Source organism: Desulfosporosinus sp., assembly GCF_014237355.1.
GTDB lineage: Bacteria > Bacillota > Desulfitobacteriia > Desulfitobacteriales > Desulfitobacteriaceae > Desulfosporosinus.
This window is the reverse complement of the sequence record NZ_JABZFS010000065.1, coordinates 1-18484: the sequence shown is the minus strand read 5'-3', so window position 1 is coordinate 18484 and position 18484 is coordinate 1. Positions and strand designations below refer to the sequence as shown.

The following is an 18484-nucleotide window of genomic DNA, read 5'->3' as shown; positions in this document are numbered from 1 at the left end:
AAACCCGTTGGGGGTGAACCGTTTTGCTTACAAGTATTATGGAAGTACTATCGTGCAAATCTTTATCAATGGCCCAGTTGGCTGAAGAACTGGGTTATTCCGTAAGAGAGCTTGAAAGCGCCTTGGAACAAATGGAACACATGGGTTATGTCCGTCGTGAGGTCTTAGGGCGAGCCTGTAGCCCGAGCTGCGGTAAAGATCCAAGCAGCGGTGAATGTGAAGGATGTAGCTTTCTTTCCCCAGAAGGGTTTGCTTTTTGGGTACTTACGGAGAGGGGACAAATATTGTCAGGACGATCCTCGGGAAAATGATGTTAGATAATAGGATCTATGGTATGATGTTAAATATCCTTTAGTACGATCTAAGGTGTTAGGAATTGTTTAAGAAGGGAGCTCGTGACATAATGAGTAAGCCCCGTGAGGAAAAATATCATGCAATTTTAGATGCAGCCACGGAGGCTTTTGCCGAGTATGGCTATTTCACTTGCCAGGTATCTAAAATTGCCAAGTTAGCCGGCGTCGCTGATGGAACGATTTATTTATATTTCAAGAATAAAGAGGACATTTTGGTCAGTCTTTTTTCAGAGCGAATGGGTCGATTTATTCAAGAAGTTCGTCAGTCTGTGGTTCAATACCAGACAACTCAAGAACGATTATTATGCATCATTCAGACTCACTTTAAATACATGCAGGAAAATCGCTCTCTAGCTATAGTTACGCAAATTGAACTTAGACAATCTGATCCTAAAATTAGGGAGGCAGTTTCTGGGCCCCTGCGAGAGTATTTCCATTTAATTGAACAAGTTCTTGCAGAAGGCGTAGAGAAAGATGAAATAGTGCTAGCAGACGTTAAAGTAGGTCGACAGATGTTCTTTGGAACTCTTGATGCTGCTATCAGCGATTGGGTGAGTTCTAAGAAACCGCGTCCTTTAGAGGGAGTAGAAGACTTAGTATTTGATCTTATGCGAGGGGCTTTTAGAATAAAGCAGAAACAATAATTAAATTCTACGTTGTTTTGAAAATATCAAGAGCCAATCACTTAAATTTTCTTGAAATCTAAGTGATTGGCTCTTTTCGTAAGTGATGCCGTAATTCTAAAGAAGAGTCTTCTTCTATACTATTAATTTCCTAACTTATGTGGCTATTCGTTGGGTTCTCGCTGGAGGTCGGCTTTTCATCAATAGTGCGGTAATTCCGGCTACAAGAGGGAGAAAGAACAATACTGAGATCGCCGTAGATAAGCCATAAAGATCTGCTATACGGCCTATTAGGATTACCATTAGCCCTCCGATTCCCCCAGCAAAGCCCATGGTTAATCCGGCAGCGAGAGACTTATTATTCGGAATAGCTTCTTGAGCAGCTACTACGGTCACAGAAAAGCTGGACAATAGAGAAGCACCAGCAAGGCCTAAGAAAATAACACTAAAAACGCCCTGTGTGTGTGTGAAACCATAGAAAAGAGGTGTAGAAAGGGCGAGGGAAGAAACAATTAACCGTTTACGACCATATCGATCTGAAATATATCCACCAAGAATTCCGCCGATAGCTCCAGAGAATAACATAATAAAAACTAAATGACTAGAGGCAATCGACGAAAGGTTTTGTGCCTGAAAATATAAGGGGAGAATGGTTAACAATCCGGTAAAGGTTAAAGCTCGAATAGCGATGACACTAGTGATCGCCAGCAGTTCTGTACGGGCATTTTGCAAAGAATTAAGTACATCGCTTAACGAGGGGGCCTTTCCACTAAGTACATTATTTTTGGGGGCAAAAAAATAGAGGAGTAAAGCAACTAAAATCCCGGGGATAACTGTATAAACTGTAGCGCTAAGACCATAGGTTTGAAAAAGGGGAACCAGTAGGAGTGGGCTGAGAGCAAACCCAATATTCCCAAAGGCGATAAACATAGATAGAAGAACGGCTTTTCGGTCACCACTTACAACAGTAATCATGGTTGATGCCTGGGGATGAAAGGCGGCAGTCCCAAGACCCGCTAAAGTGGCTAAGAGTACAAGCAGAAGATAGTTGGTTACAAGACCAGTTAAACTGAGCATAGTTGCCATCCAAAGTGTGCCCACATGGACGAGCCACCGCTTTCCCTGTCGATCTAGGAAGTAGCCAAAGATTGGCTGTATGAAAGAAGAGCTAATAGTAAACGCTGAAACTAATATGGCTGCTCTCGTAGCACTAAGGGCTGTAGCTGCGACTAGAAAAGGGAGCATTTGAGGTAGATAGTTACTGTACATATCATTTAGCATGTGAGCTAACGATAGGACACCAATGGTAGAATACTCAATAGGTTGCTTATGATTCATGTTGGGACTCCTTTCGTTAAAACAGTATACGAGCTTATTTGAAAATGGTCAATAAATAATACTAGGTTTGTTGTAACTATTGGGACTTGTTGTAGCAAGTATTTCGAATTCAGTGGGTCTATGGACAAAAGGTTCTTGTAGGGGTAGTATTTATGTAAATGAGAATACTATTTTAGTAAAACCAATAGATAGGGAGATTGCGATGGATTTTGCAGGAAAAGATAAGGCTACATATGTGAAAGAAACGTTTAATTCTATAGCAGGGCGTTATGACCTGATGAATAGCCTTATGAGCCTAGGAATGGATAAGCGATGGAGGCGTCTAGCAGTTCAAGAGGTCGGTGCGAAGCCTGGTATGCATATGCTTGATGTTTGCTGTGGGACAGGTCAACTTTCTATGGAATTAGGGCGTGTTGTCGGCCACGAAGGAAGCGTGACCGGGCTTGATTTTTCGCAAAAAATGTTAGAAGTTGCAGAAAAATCCTTGGTTCAGGCATCAAATGTAGGTAGTGTTCGATTTCTTCATGGAAATGCGATGGAGCTCCCTTTTCAAGACAATTCCTTTGACGGAGTTACAGTGGGATGGGGGTTGAGGAATTTGCCGGACTTGCAACGGGGGTTACGGGAAATGATAAGAACAGTTAAGCCCGGAGGGAAGGTTGTATCCCTTGATATGGCTAAACCATCACTTATTGGTTTTAAACAAGCGTATTGGCTCTATTTCGATAAACTTGTTCCCTTTATGGGCAAGGTTTGGGCAAGAAAGGCTAGTGCCTATCAATATCTACACGACTCTGCTCGAGAGTTCCCGGCCCAAGAAGAATTAGTACGTATTTTTACAGAATGTGGACTTGAAGAGGCTCATTACAATAATTTGGCTGGTGGTGTTGTGGCCATCGTTTCCGGAACAAAACCACGGGATTTATAGGAGTCCTCCTTCTAAAGATTTTATCTTACAATAATATCTGCATGATTATTTACGTAGTTGCTCATACTATCCCTGTTATATAAGAAAAATTGAAAGGAAGGGATCAGTTTGAAAGTACGTGACGTCATGACGAATCAGGTTGATTGGGTTACTCCAAATGCCTCAATTGTAGAAGTAGCGCGGTTGATGAAGAACAAGGATGTTGGTTCAATTCCTGTGTGTGAGGACAAGAAAGTAGTTGGAATCATTACCGACAGGGATATTGTTCTTAGGGTTGTAGCAGATGGATTAAATAGTGAAAGCAAAAGGGCTAAGGATATTATGAATTCTCAGGTTATCACAGTTACTGCAGATCAAGATGTTCATGAGGCTGCTCATTTAATGTCCGAGTATCAAATTCGAAGATTGCCAGTAGTAGAACAGGGAACAATCATTGGAATAGTGGCATTAGGTGATTTAGCCATCGAAAAAATTCATGTTAATGAAGCTGGAGATGCCCTTAGCGATATCTCTCAAGGTGCACACCATTAACTAAATAGATTTCGGTATCGAATTTGGCACGATGGTAAGAGTACTTGTTCAACTTACAGGTGGACGTGCCTACTTGATGAGCGTAAGTCTTAAGATTGGATAAACCCTTTTAGGCAGATAATAACGTTGTGAAAAATTCACAACGTTATTATCTGTTTGTGAGTTTTGTGATAGACTAAAATAAAAATAAGAGAAGGATGTGCTCGCTTTGAATTTATATGTTGGAATAAAAGGACAGGCCCAAACCATAGTAAAAGATTCTAATACTGCAAAGGCTATGGGTAGTGGACAACTTGAGGTCTTTGCAACTCCCGCTATGGTGGCGCTCATGGAAGAAGCCGCTGTAAATTCTTTGGAGTTACCCCTGGGGCAATCGAGTGTGGGAACTTCCTTAGATATTAAGCATATTGCTGCTACTCCACTAGGCTCTAAAGTACTCGCCACTGCTGAACTCATTGAAATAGACCGCCGTAGACTCGTATTTTCAGTAGAAGTATACGACGAAGCTGGACAGATTGGCATAGGAAAGCACGAACGTTTTATTATTGAAGTCGAACCCTTTCTTGCTAAAACGAAAAATCGCAAGCAGGAGTTATAACGTGGAAGGATTTAATACATTATCTAGAATTGTTACTGAGGAACAAGTAATCGATAAATCTCGTTTTATTGGCATTGCTATTCCTCTTACAACGTTAGAGGAAATAGAAACAGCTTTGATAAAAATTCGCGAAGACTATCCCAATGCTCGTCATTATGTTTACGCCTATCGATTACACAACGGATTCATGGAGAAGTCCTCTGACGACGGCGAGCCTCAGGGTACTGGTGGGCGCCCTATACTGGATATCCTTCAGTACCGAAATATTTGGAATGTGCTTCTAGTTGTAGTTCGCTATTTTGGGGGAGTACTACTAGGAACGGGTGGGTTGACAAGAGCCTATGGTGGAACTGCTCGACAAGTCATTAATTCGACAGAATTAAAGAAACTATCCGTTTATCAGATATACATTTTACGTGTACCGTATCAATGGTTTGAAACTCTTAAGTATCAATTCGAACAACACGATTGGTTCATTCAAAACGAAGAGTTTAGTGACGTAATTAATCTTCATGTTAATATTCCTGAACATGAAATAGAGAAGTTCAGAGAATGGATTGATGATTTTACTAGAAAACAAGTCCTATATGAGGATCACGGAACTATATGGAGATAGAAACTTTTGTAGTTAATATTGTTTATTTTATGTGAATATTTAAACTTTATGAAAGTGAATACAATCACTTTCTTTTTTCTTATCCATATGCTAAAATCATAGCAAAGATAAAAACAATTAATGACAAGCCGTGACTAATTAACAAGATTGAGTAAAGGGGGCATATTCTATGTTAGGTTTCATTCCAGTCCTAATAATTGGTGGATTTCTAGGGGGATGCGCAGTGGTTATTGCGGCATCATGTCTTCAGCTCGTTAAATTAACTGTCAATTTACCGAAAAATAGTGGAACCATGCGAAGGGTAATAGAGGCTTAATGATTTTCAATTTAACCCATCAATTATATAACTAAAACATCCCTTCTATGACGAGGGGATGTTTATTATTTTTCCGGATATCACGACACCTTGCTATCCAGGCGGTGTTCTTATCTATTTGAAGACACTTTGATTACGTCCGGTTGTTTTTGCTTCATAAAGAGCGTGATCTGCTCTTGAAATTAATGACGCCGGAGAATCTGAGGAGCGCCAGAGGGTAACGCCGATACTTATTGTAACGGATACATCAATGCCAGTTGCCTGGTGAAGAACTTTGGTTTTTTCTACAACGTCTCGAATTTTTTCGCTGATAAATAGTACAATTTTTTCCGTAGCTTCTGGGATAAGAATGACAAATTCTTCTCCACCATAACGGGCAATGAGGTCCTCTTCTCTTAAATTGTTACGAAGCTCAATCACAATCGTTTGAAGTACGGTATCTCCGAATTGATGTCCATATTTGTCGTTAAACTGTTTGAAGTTATCAACATCGATCATAAGTAAGCCAAAGGTCACTGACCGCTTATGGCGTTGACATAGTGAGATGTACTCGCGCAAGCGTTTTTGAAAGTAACGATGATTATATACGCCTGTCAATCCGTCAGTAATTGATTCCCTCTGGACAATGGCATAAAGAAGAGCATTCTCCAATGCCGAGGTTGCATGACCGGCAACAGTCTCCAAGAATCTCATTTGTTCAGACGTGATTTCCGTTTGGCGAATGGCGTGAATGTTGATTGTTCCGGTTTTATGTTGGGCGTTTTGAAGAGGCAAACAACATATCCATTCCCAATCTTGCCTTCTATTTCCGGGGGGGCAATAATAGGTAACCCCTTTATCTAATACTTGTAATAGAAACGACAAATCAAGATCTGGAGGAATCTGTGGTGTAATTGTTTGTGAATCGAAAACTCCTATAACTTGAAAATCTTGAGTTTTTTCATTGTAAAGACATACGCTGGCTTGATCAATACTAATAAGAGATGCAATAGCACTAATAATATTGGAGGCAATTACTTTAGGATCTAGCGAAGCATTAAGAGCACGTGCAATGTCTAAAAGAACGTTTGTCTGTAAACGTATTGCTTCTAACTCGCTTTCTAAGACATATATTCTTTGCAACAATTCAGAAGTGTCTTCTGGGTCGATTTGCCGATCACTTGACATAACTATGCCCCCTACAAAATGAGTGAAGGTGTTGAATTAAGGCAGACTATTATACTATTCTCTTTTAAGTTGAATTATCCTTTGACTATATCATATTTTTCCAAAAGAAAATTGTCAAAGAAGCAGCTATAAAAATGCAAATCCATGGGCATAGAAGAAGGAGAAATGGGACTTCTGTCGAATTTTTAAAATGAAATGGTTTAATATAAAGGGGGACCCGTATTCTGACATATGAATTGACAGTCGTTTTAGGAAGTATACCCTTTGTTTTGTTCTTAACATGGCAAGCGAGAGTGTTCGGAATATCGAGGATGAGAGTGTTCACTATCACTTTTTTGTTGAGTTGTGCTGTCTTAGTTTTTCCCCGAGCTCTTCAGTCAGGTTGGATTATCTTATGGTTTGTGCTTGTAGTTTTGATTATTTCAGCTATATTATGGTCAAGAAAAAAGGATGGAGACAAGCACTTCAACAAAAAGTATAATTTGCAAGACAATAATGCGAATAAAGTCGAAAAAGACACAAAAGTTGATGAAGATGCTTTAGTAGAAGAACTTAGTCCTCCACGGGATGATTCTGAAACCCAAGCAGAGTCCGACGCACCACTTCCACTTTTAGAAGTTGGAAACTCACAGAAAGCTGAAGAGATCGTCGAAGGATTAGATTTGCTAACGATCGATGAACTCATCGATATGGGATTTAAAGAAAAACATCTCGGAAATTTTCAACAAGCCGCAGTTTATTTTTCCCGTGCATTAACTCTGGAGCCGATGCCTGATTTGGCCTTTTATTTAATAATTGATTATTATTGGCTATTGGATAATCTAGAGGAGCGTGATTATGCGTTAACTGAATTAAAGGGACATATTCAAAAATATTTGCCACAGTTTAATTCAGAACTACGGCGTCGCTTTGATGCTTGGCTACACAAAGAAAATCTTATTAAATATTTTAATTAATTAGGAGGCTCTCGCCATGAAACCGACAAGAGAAATAATTGGATTGCGAGTTATAAGCATTTCAGATGGAACGCAAGTTGGAGTTGTAAAGGATCTAGTACTTAACCAGCAGAGTAAATCATTAGATTTTATGATTATCGATCAGCCCTCAGATTATTTTGGAGCTAAAGTCATACCTTATGCAGACATCTTGGGACTTGGGGAATTTGCAATAACGATCCCATATCCAGACGTCATACAAGATGTAGCTCAAAATGCCGAGGTTCAGAATTTATTAAAGCAAGATATCCGTGTCATAGGAACTCAAGTTTTGACTAAAAAGGGACAACTTATTGGAGCTGTGACGGAAATTATCATTGACGAAGAAACCGGCCATATCGCCTCCTGTCTTTTTGAATCAGAGGGACAACTGCAGGAGATCGAGGTCGAAAAAATCATTACCTTAGGCAAAGAACTACTCATCATTGAAGGAATCGGAGAAGCTGCGGCTTCAAACCAAGAGATCATTATGATTAGCAATGAGGAGGACAATCAGACACAGACTATTGACGACTTTCAGGATATTCCCGTTGAAGTCAATTCCCTAGACTTTGGTTCTGTTGAAGAAGTCGATCTTCTTGAAGAAGAAGTCGATACTATTGAAGAACACGATGCGTTTGAACAAGAAGCTGATTTTAACTTATTTGAACAACGTCAGCTCCAATATTTTATCGGCAAAAAGGTTGATAAAGACATAATTTTAGACAATGCAGATCTTTTACGTGCTGGTGAGTGCATTACGTCCGAAATGGTTACTCACATTACGACAAGAAGCACATTGATGGAAGTAACCTCTCACTTGCAGAAGAGTTAAGAAATACAACGAGATAAATTAAGAATGAAAAGATCAAGATTATTTATCATTGCCTTGCTGTTACAGTTATGTGTAACATTAGGGTTTGGAACCATTGTTTCGTTTGCTAATACACATGATCGGGCGCCAGAAGGTTTAAGTGTGCGGGGCAAGGACTTCTCAGGACTAACTAGAATTCAAGTATCGAAGCTCATAAGAGATACGTTACCCCATGCAGTTATCTATGAGGAACAGGTTTATCCCTTAAAGTGGGAGGGTACTTATGCAGAGATTGAGCGATGGTTGGATCTAGTCTTCCCTGTTACAAAGGGGTCTTGGTTCGCTGATGTTCTTCAAAATTTCTCTCGTCCCTCTGGGGTTGCCTCAGCTGATATCATTCAATTAGATCGATCTGAAATCATCGAACAGTTGCAAGGGTTTAGTAAGGAAATAAATCGACCTGCCCTTTCAGCTACAATTGAGTTTGTGGATGGTCAATTAAAAAGGTCAGAAGGATTATCGGGGTTAGAATTAGATATTGAAGCGACCTGGCTGAAAGTCGCCCAAGAACACGAGGGAAAACAAGTAGAAGCTGTTGTAAAGGATGTGCCTGCTAAGCCGAGCACTTCTGATATAGCCAAGGTCGGAGATAATCTAGGAGATTACACGACTTATTTTAATCCACTAGATGTGCAACGAACGAATAATGTGCGTCTAGCAGCTATAGCCTTAAATAATCAATTAATTCCTCCTGGAGAGGTGTTTTCGTTCAATGATGTCGTTGGAGAACGTACGGCGGATAGTGGTTATTCGCCGGCCATAGTCTTTGTTAATCAGTCGAGGATCCAAGAAATTGGAGGAGGCATTTGCCAAGACTCATCAACGCTGTATCAAGCGGTACTTCAGGCCAATCTTGCTATAGAAGAAAAGCACAATCATTCATTGCCAGTATCCTACGTTTTGAGAGGGCAAGATGCCACTGTATCCTATGGAATTCTCGACTTCCGTTTTCGAAATGATACAAAAGGGTACTTGTTAATAAGTGCACGTACTGGGGCTAATTGGCTTCGAATACGATTATTTGGATTGGCTGATGACAAACACCCGGAACTTCAAAATCCAGAAGGTTATCCCATAGGCCCGGAATCTTGGGATAAAGACCCAAAGTGACTTGTTCATTTAAAACACCCACTTCAAGAAGTGGGTGTTTTAAATATAAGTAATTTTTAATCTAGAAATACTGAAACATAAGTTTTGTAGCCACTAAAAGAGACATTATGACAAAAACAGGTTTTACAAGAGCTGCACCACGATGAATGGCAAGCCTCGTGCCCACATAGGAGCCAAAGATCATGAATATGGCCATGGGAATACCATATGAATATACAATCTTACCATTCCAAGCAAACATCATGAGAGAAGCAATATTGCTAGTGAAATTTAAAACCTTAGAATTTGCAGAAGCAGCGACAAAATCAAAACCAAAGAGTGCGATAAAGGAAAAGATCAGAAAGGATCCTGTTCCCGGGCCAAAAAAACCATCGTAAAATCCTAAGATAACAGCAAATAGACACCCAAGAAGGATTTTTGATCTACTGAGTCCCTTGAATTTATTCTCCATCCCTAAGTTATTATGAACCAGGGTGTAAATACCTACTAATAGAATCAAGAACAAGACTGCTTTGTTCAAAAAATCGGAGCTAACCCTGAGAACAGCCCAAGCCCCTAGTAAGGCACCGATCAATGTAAAGGTGATTTGCCATTTGACCAGTGGGAAGTGCACTTTTCCAGAGCGAGCGAAGGTTATAGAACTGTTTAATGAAGCTAGGGAGGCTGCAAATTTATTCGTTCCTAGGGCAAGATGAGGGGGCACACCAACCATGAGCAAAGCAGGCAGACTAATAAGCCCGCCCCCTCCAGCAATTGCATCCACCATTGCAGCAATAAAACCAAGTGTGCATATTATGGTAAGGTCAAGTAACATAATCATACCTCACTGTTATAGATCGCTTTATTAGTATACTCCCTAGAAGCATTTCCGTCATCACACTTATTGGAAATGAAGACTGGGAAAAAAGCTTAAAATGGTGTAGGATTATGCAGTAGGGTGTTGATTAAGATGCTTCGAAAGGAAGGAGCAAACCTCTAAGTGCGGCAAGTAAGTGTTAGTTCGTTAACCATGGGAGATGTTTTGGGTAAAACCATTTACTCGAGTTCAGGCAGAATCCTGTTAGGCAAAGGGGTTAAACTCACACCATTGTATATTGCGAAATTAAGAGATATGGGGATTTCCATTCTCTACATCGAAGATGATCGTTTTAATGATGTGATCGTAGAAGATGTTATTCGTGAAGAGCATCGTCGTGAGGCCATGGAAGTTCTCGAGAAAAGTTCAAGGGCTATACGACTAGGAAAAGACCTGAATGGTTTTGACTTAAAAAAAATCATCAGTACAATCGTCGAGGAGATCTTATTTAAAAAGGATATACTAGTTAACATGATGGATATGCGAAGCCTTGACAATCAGATGTTCGCCCATTCGGTAAATGTTTGTGTTCTTTCAACAATTTTAGGGAAGGCTCTGTTATTAGATCTTGAAAAGCTTGAGACCTTAGCTATTGGAGCAATCCTCCATGACGTTGGTAAGTTAAAAATGGATCCAAAACTATTGACAAACGATCATTTAACACCAGAAGAAGTGGAGACACTTAAAACACATACCACACTAGGTTTCGAGGAACTGAGGAAGCGAAAAGATCTTAATTTGATTATCGCTCACATTGCTTTTCAACATCATGAACATATGAATGGAACAGGCTACCCACGGCACCTAAAAGAGGGGGAAATTCATCCCTTAGCTCAGATAGTAGCGATTGCGGACTTCTATGACAAGGTTACATCTGACCATAGTAACGTCAAGCGTATTATGCCGCATGAAGCCTGTGAAATTCTAATGGGTCTCGCTGGTGTACTCTTCCCCTTAGAAATGGTTAGGGTATTTCTTAGAACCATTGCAGCATATCCAACAGGGATTACTGTTAAGCTGAATACAGGTGAAATCGGAGTGGTTGTTGATCAGAATCTAAGTATGCCAGCCAGACCGATCGTTAGGGTTTTTGATGAGTCAGAATTTGGATCCAATGATATGAAAGAATACAATATGGTAGAAAAGCGAACAATCTTCATCCAGGAAGTCTTAAGTTAAGCGGAGGAAACATCATGGCCCAAATTGGTTCTGCTGAGGAAGTTGCTCAGTTTATTTATGATGCTTTACAGGAAAGGTTTCCTGATGCTCAATGTGAGTTAGTGTTTAATTCCCCATTTGAACTCTTAATTGCCACGATCTTATCCGCTCAATGTACGGACGATAGAGTTAATCTAGTAACAGCTTCCTTATTTGCAGAGGCGAATACCCCTGAGTCTATCCTCAGATTAGGGCAGATTGCCCTTGAAACAAAAATTCGTTCTTTAGGGCTCTACCATAACAAGGCCAAGAATATTCTTGCAGCCTGCAAAGAGCTAGTTGAAAACTATAACGGACAAGTACCGGACGATATAGAAAGCTTGAGACGTCTTCCTGGTGTAGGACGTAAAACTGCAAATGTAGTAGTAAGTAATGCCTTCGGGGTTCCAGCGATTGCTGTTGATACACACGTTTTTCGAGTTGCACATCGTTTAGGCTTAGCCCACGAGAAGACTCCGGAAAAGGTAGAACAAGAATTAATGCAGATTTTCCCGCGTGATCGATGGTCTTTAATCCATCATCTTTTAATTTTTCATGGCAGGCGAATCTGTAATGCAAGGAAGCCTGCTTGTGTGGAATGCCCTGTTAATCAAGTCTGTAAGATGTACTTTGAAGACAAACGCTAGTTTCAGCATAAAATTGAGAGGACTGATCACTATAAAGTATGTTCGTTTTATCAACAATAGCCGGATTGGATATGGAGTCCTAGAAGAAGAAAGGATTCAGTATCTCGACGGGGAATTTCTAAATCCTAACAGTAAACTAACTGGAACTTACGTATCGTTACAGGAGGTTACTTTGCTGACTCCTGTGGAACCCAATAAAGTCGTTTGTGTAGGACTTAATTATGCTTTACATGCTCAAGAGCTGGACCATTCCTTACCCGTTGACCCGGTTGTTTTCATGAAGCCGCAATCCGCAGTTATTGGCCCGGATGCTGAGATTATTTACCCCAAAATCAGCCAACGTGTTGATTATGAGGCGGAACTGGCGGTTGTCATTGGAAAGACTATTAAAGATGTTTCAGAAAGCGACGCCTCAAAAGCCATTTTTGGTTATACGTGTGCTAATGACGTAACGGCAAGAGACCTTCAAAATAAAGATGGTCAATGGACTCGGGCGAAATCATTTGACACCTTTTGTCCCATCGGACCCTGGATTGTCACGGATATCGATCCTAGTCAATTAGACATCCAATCCTTCGTTAATGGTCAAATTAAGCAGTCTTCGAATACCCGACATTTTATAACTTCAGTACCAAAACTCGTAAGCTTTATTTCTCAAGTCATGACACTCAATCCTGGGGATGTAGTCCTTACTGGTACGCCAGAAGGAGTAGGTGCCCTTCAACCTGGGGATGAGGTAATTGTAAGAATTCAAATGATTGGGGAATTACGCAATACAGTAAAATAGTGAACTCGGAACACCCACTAGCAGAGGTTGGTGTTTCAGGATTTAATATATTTTTACTGCATGGGGGTACAAGCATGATTCGCATTGGACATAACCCTAATACTAATATGTTGCCGATGTTCTTTTTTCTACAGAGAGAGCATCCCTTACTAGAATCGGTTACAGCGGAGCCGACGGGGCATAATGCAATGTTGGCCGATGGAAGGATAGATATGGCTCCGATAAGTGCGTTTTCCTATGGGGAGCATTGGAGAGATTATGCGATTTTGCCAAACCTCTCAGTTTCTACAAAAGGAAGAGTAGGATCAATTTTATTATTTTCAAAAGTGCCTTTGAAAGAATTAGAAGGCTTAACAATTGCATTAACAGATGCATCAGCAACATCTGTCAATTTAACTAAAATTCTACTCCATCATTTCTATGGAGTAACTCCTCGATATTTTACTATGCCGGCAAATCTTCAAGAAATGTTTGTCAAAGCGGATGCAGCCCTTCTGATTGGTGATGCAGCCATAGAAGTAGCGCTTAGTCAGCCGGATTGTTTTGTCTTTGATTTGGGTGAGGAATGGTATAAGCAAACCGGCTGCTCTATGACATATGCAGTATGGGCCTTCCCTAAAAAACTCTTAACTGAGCGGGAACAGGAATTAAAGTGCATCTACCAATTGCTCTTAGAAGCTAAAGCTAAGGCCCTATGTAATATGGATGCCGTCATAGGGACATGCATTAGCATGCTCGGAGGATCACATGACTATTGGAGAGACTACTTTGCACAATTTAACTATGGGTTAGATCTAACCTTGGTGACGGGGTTAAGAAAATATTTAGAACTATGTTTTGAACAGAAGCTACTGCCAAGCCGACCGGTTCTTGAATTTTGGCCTAAGGAGTAAAGCATGGGTTATTGGGTATACCTGGCAAGGTGTGGAAATAATACGATCTATACTGGCGCAACAACAGACCTCTTGCGGAGGGTGAAAGAACATAACAGCGGAACCTCAAGAGGAAAAGGAGCTAAGTATACAGCCTCGCATCTTCCCGTTACTTTGGCACAAGCTTGGAAGGTTGGCTCATGGAGTGAAGCATTGCGGTTAGAACATGCCATAAAGAGATGCTTGCGAATGGAAAAGGATCAATTGATAATGCAACCAGAACGTATTTATAAGTTAGCAGAGCGTCGAAATCTAAGCTTCTCAGTTTTAGAGGTTTCTCAAGACCTAATAAACTTGACGGATTGATCCTTTATATTTGTTATAATGTTGGGGGGAAATACATTGCCAATTGTACAAATCGATTTATTAGAAGGTCGGACAACTGAGCAAAAACGTTTACTTGCTGAGAAAGTCACTCAGGCTATCGAAGAATCTATCGGGGCAACCCCAGAGAGTATCTCTATTATCATCCGAGATATGGCCAAAGAAAATTACGCTAAGGCGGGGAAGCTTGCTTGTGACAAATAGTAATTAATGATTACGATGTCAGAATGCGAAAGCGCGAAGAGCATTTCCTCTTCGCGCTTTGTGTTTTACTATTTTATCTTGACCGTTTACTGGAGATTAGCGGCCGACTAGGTTAAACATTATAGGCGCTTCCCCCTAAAAACTCTCTAAGAATGGAGTTAAAGGGGACTGTGGAAATATCTAATGGATTGAAAAAGGATAGAAGGGTTAAAAGGTGAGCAGCCATTTCATAATGAGGGCATTCTGGGGTAATGGAGATCAACAGATGTTCAGCATAAGGTCGTAAGGCATTGAGTTCGTAAAGCAGACTAGAGTTAAACATGACATCAGCCTCTTCCTGATAAGGAAAAATATTATTGTTTTCTCCTCGTCGAACACTTTCCCATTGAGCAAGGGTTCGAGCAGGGTCGGTCCCGCGGAATTTATCATCTCTCACAAGTCGGCGGATGAGCCGAACTTCGGTTGTTGGCACGCGAGTGTACGCATCAATATTAAGTTGAAAAAGGGCACTAACATATATTTTGAACATTTGGGTTCGGTCGAGTGAAGGAAGTAATGATGGATTAAGAGCATGAATTCCCTCTATGACCAGGATTTCATCGGGACTCAGGCGCATAGGTCTGCCGGCTGGGCAACGACCACCACAGACAAAGTCAAAAACAGGAGTTTCAACTTCTAATCCCCCGATTAGCGCATTTAAATGAGCAGCAAGGAGTGGTAGATCAAGGGCTTCCAAGCATTCAAAATCATATTGTCCATTACTGTCGAGAGGGGTTTCTTCCCTCGGTAAAAAGTAATTGTCCAGAGATAATGCAACGGGTCGAAGACCGTTAACACGTAATTGGGTGGATAGTCGCTGGGCAAAGGTCGTCTTGCCAGATGAAGTTGGTCCAGATATAAGGATGACACGAACTTTCGATCGTTGCTCAAAAATACGATCTGCAATGGAGGATATCTTTTTTTCATGTAAGGCTTCAGCCAAGTAGATGACGTCCTGTGAAGACTTAGAAGATATAATTGCATTGACATCTTGAACGTTCGAAAGGTGCAGATTTTCTAACCAGCGTTGAGTTTCGGAGAATGTTGCAGAGAGTTTTTCAGGAGGAACAAAGGGAGAGAGAGACTCCGGATGATTGGCATTAGGAAAGAGCAATATGAAACCAGGCAAAAAGTGGATTAGTTTAAAATGTTTTAGAGATCCTGACCTCTCAAGTGGAGGATAGATTGTCGTGATCATATGGTCATTTATTTGACAATGGTAGAGGTGATCATTCCCAGTTTCATAAGAAATGACTTGATCTGAACGTACCCAAATTCTTAGGTGATCCTCAATCCTTTGGATTTCCCTTGAAGATAGGACAGAATTCTCAAGTTCACAATACACTCCATCGAGGATTGAGTGAGAGATCTTAAGCTGTTCATCCGGAAAAAGTTCTTTTACGACTCCAATAAGTCCAATAACCAGACTCTGTCGATATTTTCGTATTGAGTAATCTGACATTCCCGAGCTCCTTTCAAATCTATAATTGCATTAAAATGGGTATTCAACAAGTGATTATTGCTTTCCTTCAATATATCGATTAAAATTTACAATCAAATAGTAATTTACATCCTACTTCGGAGGGTATAAAACCCGTTCTAGTTTAAGTCGAATATGAAGGAGATTTATTCTGGCAAAGAGACTATACCGCGAATAGATTGTAAACAATCAGTTAATAGGGTCAAGGAGGAAAAAGTATTGTACGAAAGCACACGGGGTAATCTGTACGACCAAACAGCATCGCAAGCTATTACTTTAGGAATGGTACCAAGCGGGGGGCTTTTTGTCCCTTCAAATTTTCCAGACTTGAATTGGCAGGACCTTCAGGGGTTAACCTATCGTGATGTCGCCAAACGTGTAATGATGCCATACCTTACGGACTTTTCAGAGGAAGCGCTTTCTAAAATCGTAAACGTATATTCAGATGGAACATTTGATGGCGAAGACCCTGCGCCTTTGGTTTCAGTAGGAAACTTTGGAGTGTTGGAGCTTTGGCATGGGCCTACGGCGGCTTTTAAAGACATGGCTTTACAGGTATTACCTGACTTATTAAAGGTTAGTCTTAAACAGTTTAACCGGGATGAAGAGGTTTTAATTCTGGTAGCAACCTCTGGAGATACTGGAAAAGCCGCCTTAGAAGGGTTTAAAAACCGAAATGGGATGCACATTGTTGTTTTTTACCCGGAGGGAGGCGTTAGCCCTGTTCAAGAGCGTCAAATGACTACAACGGAAGGAAATAATACACACGTTGTTGCAGTTAAGGGAAACTTTGATCAATGTCAAACGGCAGTTAAACAAGTTTTTGCTTCGGAATTGTTAAAAGCTCAGCTTGAAAAGAAAAAACTAATTTTTTCCTCGGCTAATTCTATTAATTGGGGCAGGCTTTTACCCCAAATTGTCTATTATTATTGGGCCTATTTACAGGCGGTAAAGCAGGGGAAGATTCACTCAGGGAGTAAGATGAATGTCGTGGTTCCTACTGGGAATTTCGGTAACCTACAAGCCGCGTATTACGCTAAGCGCATGGGCCTTCCGATTAATCGAATTATTTGCGCTTCAAATAGCAATAATGTCTTGACGGATTTTTTTGCAACAGGAGTTTATCAAAGCCAACGATCCTTTTATCAAACGATTTCGCCTTCCATGGACATTTTAGTGTCAAGTAATTTCGAACGTTTTCTTTTTGAAATGAGTGGCCGTGACGCAGAGAAAATTCAGGCCTGGTATAATTCAAGCAATCAAGGATCCTTCGCGGTTGATTCTATGACCCTGAAAGCTTGTCAAGATACAGTTTACGCCGGGTGGGCAAATGAAGAGGAAACTCTTGAAACCATAGCAAGAAGTTATAAAACCTATCAGTATGTTTTTGATCCCCATACAGCGGTCGCCATGAAAGTGTACGAGGATTATCGTTATGAGACAAACGATCAAACGTTCAGCGTTATAGCCTCAACAGCAAGCCCCTTCAAGTTTTCCTCGAATGTCATAAAAGGTTTAGCTAAAGAAAGACAGGAGAGCTGCCGAGATGAATGGCAAGCTCTTGATCGTTTAAACCAATTAACTGGATGGAAAGTTCCTCAGGGCTTACAAGGATTGGAAAACAAAGCAGAAAAATCAGTTTCATCGATTAAACCCGAAGATATCTCTGAGTTTATCCAAAAGAAGTTTGCATAGTATACGTGATACTAGACGTCTATTAGTGAATTAAACAGGATATATTTTAAGGAGAGAGGAAGTTTCCTCTCTCCTTAAAATATTCTCTCATGGGGTTGTGCCTTTGGATAGGACCCCAGTAGTTTAACAGAAATACGTTCTTCCTTGAGTGCCCACAAAACCTGTTGGATGGGTGGAGCAAAGACATAACCGTCCACATCAACAAAGAAAACGTACTCTCCCAGTATTCGCTTCGAGGGCCGGGATTCGATCCGGCTTAAATTGATTTGACGTTTAGCAAATTCCCCTAAAATTCGATAGAGTGATCCTGGTTTGTTTTCTGCAATAACTAGAAGAGAGGTTTTATCGTCCCCACCCGACATTTCAGCAAGACTATGACTGACTAGCACAAAGCGTGTGGCATTTAGCGTTGCATCTTGAATGCATTCCTGAAGAAGGTGAAGGTTATAGAGTTGAGCAGCTCGACGTGGTCCTATAGCGGCCCAGTTTTCTCGGATTGAAGAAATTCTATGGGCTGCCTCAGCAGTACTTAGACAAGTGACTTGTTGAGCATTAGGCAGGTGTTTCTCAAGAAACTCACGGCATTGCCCAATGGCTTGTTCATGAGAATAGACCCGTTCAATTTGTGCTAGGGGCATAGGTTCGTGGGCTAAAAGGCATTGATCAATAGGATGTACGAATTCATGATTGATAAAGAGATGCTCAGTCTGACCAAGAGTATCCATAGTTACGCCCACTTGCCCCTCTGTTGAATTTTCTAAAGGGACAAAGGCCCAGTCAATTTCTTTATCATCGCAGGCGAATAGTAAACGAGGTATTGTAGAGAAGGGAATAAGCTCAGGGGGTGAATCAATAAATTCAGACTGTGTGGTTAGAAATAAGTGAAGTGCCTCTT

General features: G+C 40.7%; 22 protein-coding genes. 17 read left to right on the top strand and 5 right to left on the bottom strand.

Annotated features, from left to right (window positions below; translation table 11 throughout):
• The first annotated feature begins 38 nt into the window (after window positions 1-38).
• Both HGJ98_RS14475 and HGJ98_RS14470 read left to right on the top strand, forming a co-directional pair.
• Window positions 39-311: a FeoC-like transcriptional regulator gene (locus HGJ98_RS14475; protein WP_291352116.1), complete on the top strand. Its 273-nt coding sequence runs from the start codon at window positions 39-41 to the stop codon at window positions 309-311.
• A 92-nt stretch (window positions 312-403) separates the two neighbouring features.
• A complete protein-coding gene (locus HGJ98_RS14470) occupies window positions 404-997 on the top strand; it encodes a TetR/AcrR family transcriptional regulator (RefSeq protein WP_291352115.1) in 594 nt (197 codons plus the stop codon).
• Window positions 998-1132: 135 nt separating this feature from the next.
• Here HGJ98_RS14470 and HGJ98_RS14465 read toward each other — a convergent pair whose 3' ends face one another.
• Entirely contained in the window at window positions 1133-2314 is a 1182-nt protein-coding gene (locus HGJ98_RS14465; protein WP_291352114.1) for an MFS transporter, read from the bottom strand.
• Window positions 2315-2516: 202 nt separating this feature from the next.
• On the opposite strand from HGJ98_RS14465, the gene HGJ98_RS14460 reads away from it, so the two are divergent.
• The 5 genes from HGJ98_RS14460 to HGJ98_RS14440 all read left to right on the top strand — a co-directional run bounded on the left by HGJ98_RS14460 (window position 2517) and on the right by HGJ98_RS14440 (window position 5303).
• The gene (locus tag HGJ98_RS14460) at window positions 2517-3242 is read left to right on the top strand and encodes a demethylmenaquinone methyltransferase (RefSeq protein WP_291352113.1); all 726 of its coding nucleotides are present in this window, start codon (window positions 2517-2519) and stop codon (window positions 3240-3242) included.
• A 108-nt stretch (window positions 3243-3350) separates the two neighbouring features.
• A complete protein-coding gene (locus HGJ98_RS14455) occupies window positions 3351-3773 on the top strand; it encodes a CBS domain-containing protein (RefSeq protein ID WP_291352112.1) in 423 nt (140 codons plus the stop codon).
• Between the two features lie 208 nt (window positions 3774-3981).
• Window positions 3982-4371, top strand: coding sequence for a thioesterase family protein (locus HGJ98_RS14450; RefSeq protein WP_291352111.1), 390 nt, complete (start codon window positions 3982-3984; stop codon window positions 4369-4371).
• Window position 4372: 1 nt separating this feature from the next.
• Window positions 4373-4987, top strand: coding sequence for a YigZ family protein (locus HGJ98_RS14445; RefSeq protein ID WP_291352110.1), 615 nt, complete (start codon window positions 4373-4375; stop codon window positions 4985-4987).
• Between the two features lie 169 nt (window positions 4988-5156).
• Window positions 5157-5303, top strand: coding sequence for a hypothetical protein (locus tag HGJ98_RS14440; protein WP_291352109.1), 147 nt, complete (start codon window positions 5157-5159; stop codon window positions 5301-5303).
• Window positions 5304-5417: 114 nt separating this feature from the next.
• Here the strand turns inward: HGJ98_RS14440 and HGJ98_RS14435 are convergent, their stop codons facing one another.
• Complete coding sequence (locus HGJ98_RS14435; protein ID WP_291352108.1) at window positions 5418-6470, bottom strand: diguanylate cyclase; 1053 nt, start codon at window positions 6468-6470, stop codon at window positions 5418-5420.
• Window positions 6471-6883: 413 nt separating this feature from the next.
• On the opposite strand from HGJ98_RS14435, the gene HGJ98_RS14430 reads away from it, so the two are divergent.
• Genes HGJ98_RS14430 through HGJ98_RS14420 form a run of 3 tightly spaced genes read left to right on the top strand, consistent with a single transcriptional unit; the run spans window position 6884 to window position 9428 of the window.
• The gene (locus tag HGJ98_RS14430) at window positions 6884-7426 is read left to right on the top strand and encodes a hypothetical protein (protein ID WP_291352107.1); all 543 of its coding nucleotides are present in this window, start codon (window positions 6884-6886) and stop codon (window positions 7424-7426) included.
• 16 nt (window positions 7427-7442) lie between these two features.
• Entirely contained in the window at window positions 7443-8279 is an 837-nt protein-coding gene (locus HGJ98_RS14425) for a PRC-barrel domain-containing protein (RefSeq protein WP_291352106.1), read from the top strand.
• A 24-nt stretch (window positions 8280-8303) separates the two neighbouring features.
• Complete coding sequence (locus HGJ98_RS14420) at window positions 8304-9428, top strand: VanW family protein (protein ID WP_291352105.1); 1125 nt, start codon at window positions 8304-8306, stop codon at window positions 9426-9428.
• A gap of 61 nt (window positions 9429-9489) precedes the next feature.
• Here the strand turns inward: HGJ98_RS14420 and HGJ98_RS14415 are convergent, their stop codons facing one another.
• Window positions 9490-10242, bottom strand: a complete 753-nt coding sequence (locus HGJ98_RS14415) for a TSUP family transporter (RefSeq protein WP_291352104.1) — start codon at window positions 10240-10242, stop codon at window positions 9490-9492.
• A gap of 165 nt (window positions 10243-10407) precedes the next feature.
• Here HGJ98_RS14415 and HGJ98_RS14410 point away from each other — a divergent pair, with 165 nt between their 5' ends.
• The 6 genes from HGJ98_RS14410 to HGJ98_RS14385 all read left to right on the top strand — a co-directional run bounded on the left by HGJ98_RS14410 (window position 10408) and on the right by HGJ98_RS14385 (window position 14375).
• Entirely contained in the window at window positions 10408-11463 is a 1056-nt protein-coding gene (locus HGJ98_RS14410; RefSeq protein WP_291352103.1) for an HD domain-containing phosphohydrolase, read from the top strand.
• 14 nt (window positions 11464-11477) lie between these two features.
• A complete protein-coding gene (nth, locus tag HGJ98_RS14405; RefSeq protein WP_291352102.1) occupies window positions 11478-12128 on the top strand; it encodes an endonuclease III in 651 nt (216 codons plus the stop codon).
• A gap of 31 nt (window positions 12129-12159) precedes the next feature.
• Window positions 12160-12915: a fumarylacetoacetate hydrolase family protein gene (locus HGJ98_RS14400; RefSeq protein ID WP_291352187.1), complete on the top strand. Its 756-nt coding sequence runs from the start codon at window positions 12160-12162 to the stop codon at window positions 12913-12915.
• Between the two features lie 74 nt (window positions 12916-12989).
• On the top strand, window positions 12990-13808 hold the full coding sequence (locus HGJ98_RS14395; RefSeq protein WP_291352101.1) for a menaquinone biosynthetic enzyme MqnA/MqnD family protein: 819 nt from the start codon (window positions 12990-12992) through the stop codon (window positions 13806-13808).
• 3 nt (window positions 13809-13811) lie between these two features.
• Window positions 13812-14153, top strand: coding sequence for a GIY-YIG nuclease family protein (locus tag HGJ98_RS14390; RefSeq protein ID WP_291352100.1), 342 nt, complete (start codon window positions 13812-13814; stop codon window positions 14151-14153).
• Window positions 14154-14189: 36 nt separating this feature from the next.
• Complete coding sequence (locus tag HGJ98_RS14385) at window positions 14190-14375, top strand: 2-hydroxymuconate tautomerase (RefSeq protein WP_291352099.1); 186 nt, start codon at window positions 14190-14192, stop codon at window positions 14373-14375.
• Window positions 14376-14487: 112 nt separating this feature from the next.
• Here HGJ98_RS14385 and HGJ98_RS14380 read toward each other — a convergent pair whose 3' ends face one another.
• Window positions 14488-15876, bottom strand: coding sequence for a uridine kinase (locus tag HGJ98_RS14380; protein ID WP_291352098.1), 1389 nt, complete (start codon window positions 15874-15876; stop codon window positions 14488-14490).
• 237 nt (window positions 15877-16113) lie between these two features.
• Between HGJ98_RS14380 and thrC the strand changes: the two genes are divergently transcribed.
• Entirely contained in the window at window positions 16114-17589 is a 1476-nt protein-coding gene (gene thrC / locus HGJ98_RS14375) for a threonine synthase (RefSeq protein WP_291352097.1), read from the top strand.
• A gap of 74 nt (window positions 17590-17663) precedes the next feature.
• Here thrC and pheA read toward each other — a convergent pair.
• Window positions 17664-18484, bottom strand: an 821-nt coding sequence (pheA, locus tag HGJ98_RS14370; protein WP_291352096.1) for a prephenate dehydratase, incomplete at its 5' end; no start/stop codon positions are given.

Excerpts from the sequence above, each read along its gene's own strand:
- HGJ98_RS14475 (WP_291352116.1), top strand. The coding sequence starts at position 39 with ATGGAAGTACTATCGTGCAAATCTTTATCAATGGCCCAGTTGGCTGAA.
- HGJ98_RS14470 (WP_291352115.1), top strand. The coding sequence starts at position 404 with ATGAGTAAGCCCCGTGAGGAAAAATATCATGCAATTTTAGATGCAGCC.
- HGJ98_RS14465 (WP_291352114.1), bottom strand. The coding sequence starts at position 2,314 with ATGAATCATAAGCAACCTATTGAGTATTCTACCATTGGTGTCCTATCG.
- HGJ98_RS14460 (WP_291352113.1), top strand. The coding sequence starts at position 2,517 with ATGGATTTTGCAGGAAAAGATAAGGCTACATATGTGAAAGAAACGTTT.
- HGJ98_RS14440 (WP_291352109.1), top strand. The coding sequence starts at position 5,157 with ATGTTAGGTTTCATTCCAGTCCTAATAATTGGTGGATTTCTAGGGGGA.
- HGJ98_RS14435 (WP_291352108.1), bottom strand. The coding sequence starts at position 6,470 with ATGTCAAGTGATCGGCAAATCGACCCAGAAGACACTTCTGAATTGTTG.
- HGJ98_RS14425 (WP_291352106.1), top strand. The coding sequence starts at position 7,443 with ATGAAACCGACAAGAGAAATAATTGGATTGCGAGTTATAAGCATTTCA.
- HGJ98_RS14420 (WP_291352105.1), top strand. The coding sequence starts at position 8,304 with ATGAAAAGATCAAGATTATTTATCATTGCCTTGCTGTTACAGTTATGT.
- HGJ98_RS14415 (WP_291352104.1), bottom strand. The coding sequence starts at position 10,242 with ATGTTACTTGACCTTACCATAATATGCACACTTGGTTTTATTGCTGCA.
- nth (WP_291352102.1), top strand. The coding sequence starts at position 11,478 with ATGGCCCAAATTGGTTCTGCTGAGGAAGTTGCTCAGTTTATTTATGAT.
- HGJ98_RS14395 (WP_291352101.1), top strand. The coding sequence starts at position 12,990 with ATGATTCGCATTGGACATAACCCTAATACTAATATGTTGCCGATGTTC.
- HGJ98_RS14390 (WP_291352100.1), top strand. The coding sequence starts at position 13,812 with ATGGGTTATTGGGTATACCTGGCAAGGTGTGGAAATAATACGATCTAT.
- HGJ98_RS14380 (WP_291352098.1), bottom strand. The coding sequence starts at position 15,876 with ATGTCAGATTACTCAATACGAAAATATCGACAGAGTCTGGTTATTGGA.